Annotated in this window: 7 protein-coding genes; 4 read left to right on the top strand and 3 right to left on the bottom strand. The window is 38.1% G+C overall.

What is annotated here, in order from left to right; genetic code table 11:
• Positions 1 to 85: 85 nt before the first annotated feature.
• From DSM02_RS06755 to DSM02_RS06745, 3 genes are read left to right on the top strand one after another with little or no spacing between them, the layout of a single operon-like run.
• Positions 86 to 3,790: a gliding motility-associated C-terminal domain-containing protein gene (locus tag DSM02_RS06755; protein ID WP_128764902.1), complete on the top strand. Its 3,705-nt coding sequence runs from the start codon at positions 86 to 88 to the stop codon at positions 3,788 to 3,790.
• Positions 3,791 to 3,803: 13 nt separating this feature from the next.
• A complete protein-coding gene (locus tag DSM02_RS06750; RefSeq protein WP_128765077.1) occupies positions 3,804 to 4,748 on the top strand; it encodes a PorP/SprF family type IX secretion system membrane protein in 945 nt (314 codons plus the stop codon).
• Between the two features lie 17 nt (positions 4,749 to 4,765).
• Positions 4,766 to 6,637: an OmpA family protein gene (locus DSM02_RS06745; protein ID WP_164918251.1), complete on the top strand. Its 1,872-nt coding sequence runs from the start codon at positions 4,766 to 4,768 to the stop codon at positions 6,635 to 6,637.
• 171 nt (positions 6,638 to 6,808) lie between these two features.
• Here the strand turns inward: DSM02_RS06745 and DSM02_RS06740 are convergent, their stop codons facing one another.
• From DSM02_RS06740 to DSM02_RS06730, 3 genes are all read right to left on the bottom strand, one after another.
• The gene (locus DSM02_RS06740) at positions 6,809 to 8,272 is read right to left on the bottom strand and encodes a MoxR family ATPase (protein ID WP_128764900.1); all 1,464 of its coding nucleotides are present in this window, start codon (positions 8,270 to 8,272) and stop codon (positions 6,809 to 6,811) included.
• Between the two features lie 29 nt (positions 8,273 to 8,301).
• Positions 8,302 to 9,423, bottom strand: a complete 1,122-nt coding sequence (locus DSM02_RS06735; RefSeq protein ID WP_128764899.1) for a vWA domain-containing protein — start codon at positions 9,421 to 9,423, stop codon at positions 8,302 to 8,304.
• Between the two features lie 177 nt (positions 9,424 to 9,600).
• Positions 9,601 to 10,200, bottom strand: a complete 600-nt coding sequence (locus tag DSM02_RS06730) for a fasciclin domain-containing protein (RefSeq protein WP_128764898.1) — start codon at positions 10,198 to 10,200, stop codon at positions 9,601 to 9,603.
• A gap of 182 nt (positions 10,201 to 10,382) precedes the next feature.
• Between DSM02_RS06730 and DSM02_RS06725 the strand changes: the two genes are divergently transcribed.
• Positions 10,383 to 13,598, top strand: a complete 3,216-nt coding sequence (locus DSM02_RS06725; protein WP_128764897.1) for a VPS10 domain-containing protein — start codon at positions 10,383 to 10,385, stop codon at positions 13,596 to 13,598.
• Positions 13,599 to 13,807: the final 209 nt, after the last annotated feature.

Genomic DNA, 13,807 nt, shown 5'->3' with positions numbered 1-13,807 from the left:
AAAAATTAATAATTTATTACATTTAATCGATACAATATGTAATTAATCGGTTATACTTGTACTAAATTTTACTAACCCAACTCCTATGCATAAAACAATTACCTTGTTTGGAAAAGCAGCACCCCTGTTTTTCTTTTTACTTCTTACAGGAATTTCATCTAAATCATACGCACAATGTGCTGGAGAAGATGCTTCTACCACCTCCTGTGATAAAGAAACGAACCAATTTATAGATCTTTTTGCTGCCCTCAATGGTTCACCGGTAACGGGCGGAACCTGGTCTGATGACAACAACAGTGGTGGTCTTAATGGCACAACCGGTGAATTAAACACGTGGTTAATTAACCGAGGTGGTACCTTTAATTATACCTACACTGTAGAGGACATTGCAGACTGTACAGATAATCAAGCTACTGTAACGGTAACTCTCGCAGGCTATGCAGGTCGTGATAACAACGATGGTGTGGCTTGCGAGACCGAAAACGATGTAAACCTCTTTCAGTTTGTAGGTTCTAGTCCTAGCCCTACTCTATTTGGAACTTGGGCTATTACTGTTGGGCCAGCTAATGCACTTAACGGGCAAATTTTTAATGCGCAGCAAGCAGGACCTGGCAATTATACCTTCACGTATACTGTAGCGTCTCAAGGCTCTTGTCCTTCTACGATGAGTACCGTTATGGTAGAAGTTATAGAGGCTCCAGATTCTGGTTCTATAGACAATACTGTTAACACTGTATTTTGTGAAACCGACGATCTAAGTGGTTTTACAACATTTAATCTTAGAGATGCTATCATTGGTGAAGATAACGGAGGGGTTTGGACTGAAAATCAAACCAATGAAATAAACGGATTTAATGATAGTACTATAGATATTCAAAATATCAGAGACACTTTTGGCCCTGGTACATATACATTTACGTATACCGTTCAACCGGTTAATCCTATTTGTACTTTCAGTCAGACAACTGTTGCAATAATTATTGAAGAAGTTGTAGATTTTACAAATGCCGCGTTAGAATTGACTACTCCTGATGAAGATATCTTTTGCGAAGATATACTACCTATAGATGCTGTTGCTACTATTACAGGTGATATCGCTGATATTCCTAATGGTAATTATGAGCTTACTTATAACGTTAGTCCTGCTCCTAACACAGGTACAGATACAGTAACACTTTCTATGACTGAAGGTGTTGGTCGTTTTAATATTAATCCTGATTTCTTTACTGCAGCCGGTGTTGCTACGATACGAGTGGTTTCTATTATTGATCCCAATACTCAAAATGCTTGTGATGTAAAGTTAGATGACTTAAGTGATACACTAACTATTGTAGCTTTACCTGATGTTAGTGATTCTGCATTGAGTGTAAAGCAGCCTTTATGTTTTGGTGAAGATGGAACTCTAACAATTTCTGATGCCGGTAATACTTCAGAAATCGAACTTGCTGATGGTGAATATACTTTTTCATACACATTAGCCAGTTCTACTGCTACTCAAGACTATGATGCAGAGAATGTAACAGTTACTGATGGGATAGCGGAAATCCCATTATTAGCTAATGATTTGGCAACTTCAGATGATTATATTATAACGCTAAACGCTATTGAAAACAGCACAGGCTGCTCTACCACTGCAGCTATTACTACTACATTCACGGTATCTCCAAAACCAGATGCCCGAACACTAACTGTAAGTATTCTCGACACGTGTGAAGATGATACGGTTACAGTTACCATTACAGATTCATCAGATACGCCTAATCTTGTGGATGGAACTTATAATTTCACCTATGACATTTCCGGTAGCATAACAGCAACAAATCAACCTGCTGACGATGTAACAATCACTGATGGAACCGGAAGTTTTGATCTTCCTCAGGCTATTTTAGCTAATGGTAATTCTACATTAACCTTAACCGCAGTTAGTAACACAGCTAGCACTTGTGAAGCAGATAATCTTGCCAATCCCACTGCTTCTTTTAATATTATTGCAACTCCAGATGCAACTGGTGCTGTTGTAAGTATTGATGACTCCTGTGAAGATGCAGCAAATACAGTAACTATTACTACAGACCCTACTTTGATTCAAGATGGAGATTATATACTAGTTTATAATTTAAGTGATGCAAACCCTTCAGCTGAGGATACTGATGTTGAAGTGACTTTTACAGGTGGAAAAACCACTTTTGATTTAACGGCAACTCAACTTGCTGAAGCGGGTACAACTACAATTACTATTATTAGTCTAGCTACAGCTTCACAGCGTTGTGCAGCGACAGGGCTTCCTATCGCTACAACTTTTGAAGTATTACCAGTGCCATCATTAGAAAATACAACTTTATCTGTTGCCTCCGTTTGTTTTGGTGAAAGCACAGAATTACTTTTTACGAATTCAGATTTGAGCGATGGTAATTATGATATAAACTATGAATTAATCGGTGAAAATACATTTTCAGATAATGCAAGTATTGAATTTATAGCTGGTGAAGCTTCATTAACTATCGCTGCCGAAACAATAACAAATACTGGTTCAACTACGATTACTATAAATTCTATTGCAGATCCAGGTTCATCATGTGCAAATACAACAGCAACCTCAACTTCTTTTGAAGTAAATCCTGTACCAGAACTTGCAGATGGTGATTTATTAGCTTCAGATATATGTCTTGCAAAAAATGGTTTTGTAACGATCACAGCAGGAGCAAATCTTGCTGATGGCGACTACATCATTACTTACAATCTTAGTGTTTCTAATACTGCACAAGACCTAACAGCTGATGTTGAAATCACAAATGGTCAAGGGTCATTTGAAATACCTGCTATTAATCTTTCTGCAACTGGTACAACAACCATTACTGCGACCTTAATTAATAGTGATGCGGGTTGTTCTTCTGTTCCTGTAACTGTTAATGATGATTTTGAAATTTTCCCGTTACCTGATGCGACAGGCATTACAGGTACTGCAAATGATGTTTGTTTTGGAGAACCAGTTACCGTGAGGCTTTCTGGCGCAACAGTATTATCTGATATTGATTATGAGATTTATTATCAACTTAGTGGTGCAACCGAATCTGAAATAATCACAGAAACTGTCAAATTTACCGGCGGAAGTGCAGATGTTATTCTTGAAAGCTCAGTTTTTAATTCTGGAGGTTTGACAATGTTTAATTTGTTAGACATTCAAAATAGCACAACAGAGTGTAGTGCTACAAATTTACCGGTAACAGTGGTCGATTTCACGTTAGAAAATCCTGCTGTTCCAAGTATCACTAGTGATGGAGCTGTTTTCTGTATCAATGATGATCCAACAGTTGCAGACCTTGAGGCTAATATCAGTTCTTCTTTTACCATAATTACCTATGATTCTGCCACAGGAACTTCAGTGGTTAGCCCTTCTACTCCACTTAGGGCAAATACAACCTATTATATCACAGCTCAAAATACAGCAACAGGTTGTGAAGGAAGCCAAAGACTTGAAGTTACTGTAGATCTAAGCGGTTGCGATTCGGTATTTATCCCTGACGGATTCTCACCTAACGGAGATGGTATCAATGATCTTTTTGAAATGAAAAATATGGAGATCGTGTACCCAGATTATACTATTGAGATCTTTAACCGTTACGGGCAGGTTGTTTTTAAAGGCGACAGCAGTACTGGTTTCTGGGATGGTCACGCCAATCAAAACCGTTTAGGGGGTAATACGCTTGCTAACGGTGTGTATTTCTACATTATAAATTATAACGATGGGCAAACCAGCCCAAAACAAGGTAAAGTTTACCTCAACAGATAAAAGGATGCTCCCAATGATAAATACAACTTCAAGATTCACATTATTTGCAACATTCATTCTTTTATGTGGAAGTCTGTTTGCTCAACAAGATCCCGAGTATACCCAGTACATGTATAACATGAGTGTTATCAACCCTGCATACTCTTCAGTAAATAAAGCTAAAGTAGGAGCTCTTTATCGTGCCCAGTGGGTTGGTATAGATGGTGCACCTACTACAGCGACATTCTTTGGTCATTTACCCATGTCTGAAAAAGTAGAAATAGGCTTAAATCTGGTTCACGATGAGATAGGTGATGTGGTTCAGGAAACTAACATCAATGCAGATTTTGCGTATAAACTACCTATTCAGGAAAATGCAACCCTTTCATTAGGTCTTAAAGCCGGTGCTTCTTTTTTTAGCACAGATTTTAGCCGGTTACAACTGGGCAGTGGTGCTCCTGCTACAGATCCTTCTTTTGCGCAGAATATCAACCAGACCTATCCTACAATTGGTATAGGTGCTTATTATTTTTCTGAGCGTTATTATGTAGGGCTTTCTGCTCCTAACCTTGTTGCTTCTACACATATTGAAGATGAAGACGGGGTGCAACGTTTAGGAAGTGAAAACACACATTACTTCTTAACAGGTGGTTATGTGTTTGAACCATCAGCTGATTTTCAGGTAAAACCTTCGTTTATGGCGCGCTGGGTAAACGGTGCACCGGTAAGTATAGATGTAAATGCAAACGTGCGTTTTTATCAACGTTTTGAAGCAGGTATAGGCTACCGACTGGATGACGCAGTTACCGGTATGGTAAATTTTGAAGTTACACCGGGAGTACGCGTAGGCTATGCTTATGATTACACCACTTCAAATCTTGGTGAGTACAACAACGGTAGTCACGAGATCATGGTTCTTTTTGACTTTGATATTTTTGGCAAATTACCTTCTTACCGCAAATCACCACGCTTCTTTTAATCAAAACTACTATGACTATGAAAAATTATACGCTACTCTTCATTCTGCTAGCCGTTTGTCAGGTAGGATTTGCTCAAAACAAAACACTTGAAAAAGCTAACAAACTTTTTGCAAGTCAGGCTTATGCCGAAGCGATAACCGCTTATGAGAATGAATCAGAATTAGATGCTGATGCTTCTTTAAATCTTGCTGACGCCTATTATTTTACTGGTGATGCTACTCAAGCTGTAAAAGCTTACGACGTTGCCTGGGAAATAAATGAGGGGCGATCCCCTGAAGCACATTTTCGCTATGCTGATGCACTAAAACGCAATAAAGATTATAACAGAGCTAACGAGATATTGACTAACTACACAGGTACTAACATAGATATTCTTAAAACTATGGAAGCGCATGATATGAAGGTTTCTCAGTTCTTTTTACCTGAAGTTATAGATGCTGCTTCTGATTACGATGATTTTGGTGCTGCTTATTATGATCGTCAAATTGTTTTTGCTTCAAACCGAAATGGTGCCCGACCTATTTACCCTTGGACGGGAAAACCTTATCTGGATCTGTATTACGCAAAAACTAATGGTGAAGCGATTACTGATGAAGGTTTTTTTCCCGGAAATATAAATACAGATACACACGAGAGTAATGCTGTATTTACTGCAGATGGTCAAAAAATGTACTTTACACGTACCAGTGATAAATTTACAAAATTAAACGGTGCAAAAGTCGCGCCTTTACAACTCTATAGCGCAGAATTAATTTCCGGTAAATGGGATAACATTGTGATGTTGCCTATTAGTTCTGATGAATATTCTGTTGCGCATCCTGCCTTGAGCCCCGATGAGAAAACCCTTTATTTCTCAAGTGATATGCCCGGTGGATTTGGAAGTTTTGATATTTATAAGGCTGAGATCACGGGGAATAACACCTTTGGTTCTCCAGTTAATTTAGGTAAAAACATAAACTCTGATAAACTAGAGCAATTTCCTTACGTTTCAGAAAATGGCAATTTATATTTTGCTTCAAACCGTATTGAAGGTTTGGGTGGACTTGACTTGTATAGTAGTGATCCTGAAGTTGGCGCTTTCGCGGAAGCATATAACTTAGGAAGTTCTATAAATTCTAACGCAGATGATTTTGCGTTGATCATAAAAGAACGCGAGGCAAGTGGTTTTATCTCTTCTAACCGAACAGGAAAAGACAAGCTTTATAGTTTTGAAACATTTCCTAACCTTGATTACCAGATCTTGGGTAACGTAGACGATAAGAAAACTCTTGAGCCTTTACCAGGCGCAGAAGTAACCTTATTCAGACCTGAAACGGGAACTATTCAAAAAATGACTACTGAAGCAGATGGAAGCTTCAAATTTATGGTTCGTCCTAATAATTTGTATAAAATTAAAGCAAGTAAGGCGCTTTATGCTCCAGTAGAAAAAGAGGTTAAAATTGAATATTCTCAGAATACTAAGACACTCATTAAACTACAAATGTCGGCTTATGCAGACACTGAAAATATAGTAGCAGTAAACGAACGTAATCAATTAACTCAGGTAAATCTTGAAAAGATCTACTTTGATTTTGATAAATCAAGTATACGTCCTGATGCTGCTGTAATTCTAGATAAACTTGTAGATCTAATGCAAAAATATACTGAGATGAGTATCGAAGTTGCATCTCATACGGATCAGCGTGGCTCTGATAAATATAATAAAGAATTATCTGAAAAGAGAGCGCAATCAACAGTAGAGTATTTGGTTTCTAAAGGTATCGATCGCGATCGCCTACAAGCTAAAGGATATGGTGAAACAGATCCTATAAATGATTGTAACGATATGAATTGTACCGAAGAGCAACAAGACGTTAACAGAAGAAGTGAATTTACCATTCTAAAGTAAACTACCTCAAGCAGGCCCACAAGGGATTCGTTAGAAAACAAAATTCAATTTCGAGCCAAGTATCGGGGTATTTAATCCTTTGGTGGTGCCAATAAAATCAAATCCTTAAATCAGAAAAACCCGTTAAGTGCTGCTTAACGGGTTTTTTATTTTCTTTATTAAGACGAAAGCTTACAGTCCGCTTATGTAGCTCCCATATAGATCTTTAAAACGTATACCATCTGTCATACGGTATTTGCTTAACTTCTGAAATTCTACCAAAGCCCATAAAATAAATTCTTTCATAAAGTACTTATCCTTTGGCTCTAAATCAGGCAAATATTCGTTTACAAGCTTTTCTAAAGGAGTAACCGAATCTAACATCTTTTTATATTCCTCTTCGGTTAAATCATCTAGCAATTGAAAATCGCTTTGGTCGAAAAACCAGGTCACGATCTCGTCATACGGACTTTTCTCGTTCTGCTTTTCAAGTTTTTTTATTTCCGGGAAATACGTCACAAATAACGTCTGAATCGCATCGCCTATCAACGTATGTGCAACAGATGCAGCTCCCTCCTGCTCGCCTTCATAAACCAATTCTACTTTACCAGTAATCGCAGGGATCATTCCCATAAAATCACCAAGACGAACAGTAGTTTTATCATCACCTGCCAATAATGAACGACGCTCAGCTGTACTCAACAGATTTTCAAAAGCGGTAATGCTCATACGCGCACTTACTCCACTTTTAACGTCTATAAATTCACTCTCGCGAGCTTCAAAACTTATTTGTTCTAAAAGGTCTTTTGCTAAAGAAGGTACATAAACTTGTTCTTCATTACGTGCATCACGCTTTGCTTCCTGCTCTGTGATAGCACGAGCGATCTCAATACTCTCTGGATAATGTGTAAGAATTTGAGAGCCGATACGGTCTTTAAGCGGTGTCACAATACTACCTCTATTTGTATAATCTTCGGGGTTTGCCGTAAACACAAATTGAAGGTCTAACGGAAGTCTCAATTTAAAACCTCGAATCTGTATATCACCTTCTTGTAAAATATTAAATAATGCTACCTGAATACGCGCTTGTAAATCGGGTAATTCATTAATTACAAAAATGCAACGATTAGCCCGTGGAATCATCCCAAAATGCAGCACTCTATCATCGGCATAACTCAATTTTAAATTGGCTGCTTTTATAGGGTCAACATCCCCTATCAAATCGGCTACAGTTACATCTGGAGTTGCGAGTTTTTCAGCAAAACGCTCATCACGATGCATCCATACAATTGGTGTCTCATCTCCTTTTTCGGTGATCAATTCTTGTGCATAGCGCGATAGAGGTTTTAACGGATCATCATTTAATTCTGAACCTTCAACCACCGGAATCCACTCATCTAACAGTTTAACCATCAAACGCGCCAAACGTGTTTTTGCCTGCCCGCGTAATCCTAAAAGATTGATGTTATGCTTTGATAGAATGGCTCTTTCCAATTCTGGAATAACCGTATATTCATATCCGTGAATTCCTTCAAATGAATTTTTACCTGCTTTTATATTGTTTACCAGATTTGCACGAAGTTCATCTTTTATACCTCGGCTTATATAATCTGATTTTTTTAGCTCACCTAGTGTTTTAATAGCTGGTTTACTCATAGTTTCTTTTTCGATTTAGTATTCTTTTTCTAGCGTATTCTTTTCTTTCTGTTGGTCTCATAATCTTCAAAAATCATCTCACCCAGACCTTGCAGACCGGTGTAAAAAGCTTTCCCTTGATTAGCTTGTGTAAATTGACGCACAAACTTCATTAAATAAGGATCTTGAGCGATCATAAATGTAGTTATCGGGATCTTGACCTTACGGGCCTGACTTGCCATACTGTAACATTTGTTTACAATATAATCGTCTAGACCTACACTGTTTTTATAATAAAATCCATCTGGTTCCCGCACGCAGCTGGGCTTACCATCAGTTATCATAAAAATTTGTTTGTTAGTGTTTCGTTTACGGCGAAGGATATCCATCGCTAATTGTAAGCCGGCAACTGTATTGGTGTGATACGGTCCTACTTGCAAATACGGCAAATCTTTGATTTTTATAGGCCAACTATCATTCCCAAAAACAATAATATCTAACGTATCTTTTGGATAGCGGGTGGTGATCAATTCGGCTAAAGCCATCGCAACTTTTTTTGCCGGAGTTATTCGATCTTCACCGTAAAGAATCATACTGTGACTGATATCTATCATCAGAACGGTACTCATCTGGGCTTTAAACTGGGTTTCTTCAACGATCAGATCTTTTTCCGTCAAATCAAAATTACCAATGCCATTATTGATCTGAGCATTTTTGAGACTTTCGGTCATTGAAACCCGTTCAAGAGCATCCCCAAAACGATACTCCCGATATTCACCGGTATGCTCGTCTCCACGTCCTACTCTATTGGTTTTATGATTTCCGGCTCCGCCACGTTTCAGTTTCCCAAAGATTTGATCTAGCGCTCGCTGACGTATCGCACGTTCTGTCTTTGCAGTAATTGACATACCACCGTTACCATCTGGTTCTATCTCTTCTCGAATGTAACCCTTGTCTTTAAGCTCCTGAACAAAATCATCTAAGGTATAGTCTTCGTTGGTAAGCTTGTATTCTTTGTCAAGTTCTTTTAACCAATCCATTGCCTCATCAAAATCTCCAGAAGTATGTGTGATCAATTCTTTAAAGATTTCAAAAAGTTGGTCAAACAGCGATTGTTCCGGGGCTTCGTAGCTTTTAAATACAAATCCCTTTCTTAATGTTTCCTTTTTCATAGTGTATTAAAATTACGGCATTTTGAAGTTTTGACCTCAGGAAGAAGTAAAAAATATGAATCGTATTTTTGGGCGTAACAACTTATAAAACCTGACTTTTCAATAAAAAAGTCACTTTCATTTATGCATAAAAAAACCCTCCAGAAATGGAGGGTTTTAAATTCTATATGTGTATAATTAAGATTTCGGCATTACAACTGCATCAATTGCATGAATTACTCCATTAGAAGCATCTACGTCAGCCATAACTACAGTAGATTTATTTCCATTTGCATCCGTTAAGATTACCTTTTCTCCATCTAAAGTAGCAGTCAATTCTTCACCTTCAACAGTCGCGATAGTAAAACTACCATCATTATCTTGAATAGCTTTTATTATATCTGCTGCCATATATTCACCAGAAACTACATGGTATTTCAAAATATCTGCTAATTTCTCTTTGTTTTCAGCTTCGGTTAACGTTGCCACAGTTCCTTTTGGTAGTTTATCAAATGCTGCATTAGTAGGAGCAAATACAGTGAATGGTCCTTCACTTTTTAAAGTTTCTGCAAGGTCAGCTGCTTTTACTGCTGTTACCAGCGTACTAAAATCATCATTATCCATTGCGATTGCAGCAATAGTTTCTTGCTCTGGCATAGTCGCTTCGGCAGAAGTTTCTGTTTCCATAGCAACTTCTTCTTGGGTCATCACGTCTTCAGATTCAGACTTTTCATTATCCTTACAAGATGTAAATGCGATAGTTGCAATCATCGCCATACTTAAAACTAACTTTTTCATAATTATTGTTTTTGAATTTTCTTTTGTTCAAAGGTATTAGCTAAGACTTAAACAAATCACAAGACTACCGTAAGCTTTTGTTAATTAGCGATATATTATGTTAATCTGCCTAATATTATACACATCGCGCTTAAGCTTTTAAGTTTTTGTTAACTTAGAACAAAACTTTAGTACATTCTTTCATGAAAAAAATTTTACTTCTCTGTTTACTAAGCTTTTCAAGTATCGGAATTGCTCAAAAACTAAATCTTGACCTTTTAAAAGATATGAAACCTCGTAATGTGGGACCTGCCGGTATGAGTGGTCGTATTACCGCAATAGATGTGGTTACAGATAATCCAGACATTATTTATGCAGGTTCTGCATCAGGTGGTTTGTGGAAATCTACATCTGGTGGTGTTACTTGGAAACCGGTTTTTGAAAACGAAGCAACGGCATCTATTGGTTCTGTGGCAATTCAGCAATCTAACCCTTCTGTAATCTGGTTAGGAACCGGTGAGGGAAACCCCAGAAACAGTTTAAATGGTGGCTTTGGTATTTATAAATCTTTAGATGGCGGTAAAACATGGAAATGTATGGGGCTCGAAAAAACACGCCATATCTATAGAGTGCGTATAAATCCTTCAAATCCTGATATCATTTATGCCGCTGCAATAGGCTCTCCCTGGGGAGAACATGAGGAACGCGGGGTATATCGCACAAAAGATGGTGGAAAAACGTGGCAAAAAGTACTTTATGTAAATAAAAAAACGGGTACTGCAGAACTTGTGATGGACCCAACTAATCCCAATAAGCTTATCGCTGCGATGTGGGAACACAAAAGAGATCCTTGGTTCTTTAAAAGTGGTGGTGAAGGTTCTGGCTTATACATCACTTATGATGGTGGAGATACTTGGAAAGAAATCACCTCAAAAAACGGCTTGCCTGAAGGTGAATTAGGGAGAATGGGGCTTGCCATTGCTACAAATAAACCCAACATTGTTTATGCTTATGTTGAAGCTAAAAAGAACGGACTTTACCGCTCTGAAGATGGGGGTGAAAATTGGAAATTGGTAAATGATGATATGAATGAAATAGGGAATCGCCCTTTTTACTATGCCGAAATTTATGTAGCTCCTAATAATGAGAATCGCGTATATAGCGTCTTTACTTATGTGAACGTTTCTGAAGATGGCGGGAAAAGTTTTGAAGAATTGATGCCGGCTTACGGAGTAGATAATGGGGTTCATCCCGATCACCACTCATTTTTCATCCATCCTGAACATCCGGATTTTATGATTGACGGAAACGACGGTGGATTGAACATCTCTCGCGATGGCGGAAGCACGTGGCGTTTTGCAGAAAACATTCCGGTGGGGCAATTTTATCACATTGCAGTAGATAATGAATTCCCATACAATGTTTATGGAGGTATGCAAGACAATGGTAGCTGGCGTGGACCGGCGTATATCTGGCGTGCACAAGGCATACGTAACTCCTACTGGCAAGAAATTTCATTTGGAGATGGTTTTGATGTTGTTCCAGACCGTGACGATTCGCAATATGGCTGGTCTATGAGTCAACAAGGATACGTGAGCAGGTATGACTGGATAACCGGTTCTAACTATTCAGTACGTCCTACGCATACTGATCCTGATGTAGAACTGCGCTTCAACTGGAATGCAGCTATAAATATTGATCCGTTTGACAACAGCACCTTATATTTTGGCAGTCAATATGTACATAAATCAACTGATAAAGGATTGACTTGGGAGGTTATTTCACCAGATCTTACAACTAATGATCCTGAAAAACAAAAGCAAAGCGAAAGCGGTGGTTTAACGATGGATGCTACCGGTGCCGAGAACCACACTACGATATTGGTTATTGAACCCAGTCCTGTTCAAAAAAATATGATCTGGACAGGTTCTGATGATGGTAAGGTATTCTATACAATAAATGGTGGTGAAGACTGGACAGATGTTTCTAATAATATCAAAGGATTACCTGAAGGAAGCTGGGTCGCGCAGATCAAAGCTTCTGCAACCAATAAAGGAGAAGCTCTCTTAGTGGCTAACAATTATCGGAGATTTGATTATAAACCCTATGTATACCGTACTACAGATTATGGGAAATCGTGGAAAAGTATCGTTGATGAAGATGATGTAGAAAGTTATGCTCTGGCCATTTTAGAAGATAAAGAAGAACCTAACCTTATGTTTTTAGGTACAGATGATGGATTATACGTGTCTATTGATGCCGGTGAAAACTGGGAGAAATGGACGAATGGTTTTCCTACTGTCCCGGTAAAAGATTTAGTAATTCAGGAGCGTGAAGATGATTTGGCAATTGCAACTTTTGGTCGTTCTATTTGGGTTTTAGATGATATTAAACCGCTTAGAGCGCTTGCAGCTAATACAGATCTAGGTGTAAATATGAATATGGAAGAGGGTACTGTTCTTGAGGTAATTCCTCCTGCTGTTGCGTATCAAAATGCTTCACAACAACCTACCGGAAGTCGTTTTGGTGCAGATGCAACTTATGGCGGTACTAATCGGGAGCGCGGTGCTTTTATAAAGTATATGTTCAATCCTAAAAAAGTTGAAAAGACTGAATCTGATGATGAGGCTGAAGACTCAGAAAAAGAAGAATCAGCAATCAAATGGGATAGCGTTTTTCTCAATATTTATGATGGAGATCGCCTAATTAGAACACTAAAAACTAAAACACCAGACCCTTCTGGGATGTATAGCTTTAGATGGTTTCTGGATGAAAAAGGGGTTGAAAGGCCTTCGCGCCGCATTCGTGACAATGATTATGAGCCTGGTGGCGTGACAGTAAAACCGGGAAACTATAAAGTTGTGATGAGCTATGGTACTCTTGAAGATTCAGAAATGATAACTGTGAAAAGTGATCCGCGTTTGGATATTTCCGCAAGTGGTGTCAACGAAATTTATGCTGCTCAGAAAGATTTAGAAGATATGACTCAGGTTTCTGCAGATGCGGTTAAACAATTAGTTGAAAGTAAAACCATAGCTGAAGATTTCATTTCAGATTTAAAAAAGCTAGACAAAGAAGAATACAAAATCCAGATTGACAGTTCAGAAGCTATTGTGAAGAAGATAGACGAGAAAATTGCGCTATTTTTAGGTAAAGAAGATGACCGTCAGGGTATCACGCGCAATGCCGAGGTTACTGTTCTTAATCGTATTTATCTTGCAAGTAGTTATGTACAAAGCAGACCTAATGGATTGACAACTACAGAAAACACCCTAATCAAACAAGCTGAAGACGAATTGAAAACTGCACTTAGCGAAGTAAATACATTCTTTAAAGAAGACTGGAGTGCATATGAAGCACAAATGAAACAGTTAGAAATTTCTCCTTTTAAAGAAATAGAAAGCTTTAAATTAGAATAGTTAAACAATTTTATAGAACAACAAGAGGCCGTCTAAAAACATTTAGGCGGTCTTTTTGTTTTTTTGCTGTAGCTATTTTTTTTGGTTTTACGGATCGGGTAGGATTGTTAATCGTTAATAATTAAAAGCTTTTGGTCTCGCTTTAGATGACCAAAGCTAGCTTTTTAAGGTTGTGAGCCATAGCAACCAGCCCTATTTCTACATTTACT

Origin of the sequence: Leeuwenhoekiella polynyae, assembly GCF_004104075.1 — a bacterium.
Lineage (GTDB): Bacteria > Bacteroidota > Bacteroidia > Flavobacteriales > Flavobacteriaceae > Leeuwenhoekiella > Leeuwenhoekiella polynyae.
The sequence above is the reverse complement of the archived record's forward strand: the minus strand, read 5'-3'. Positions and strand labels throughout refer to the sequence as shown.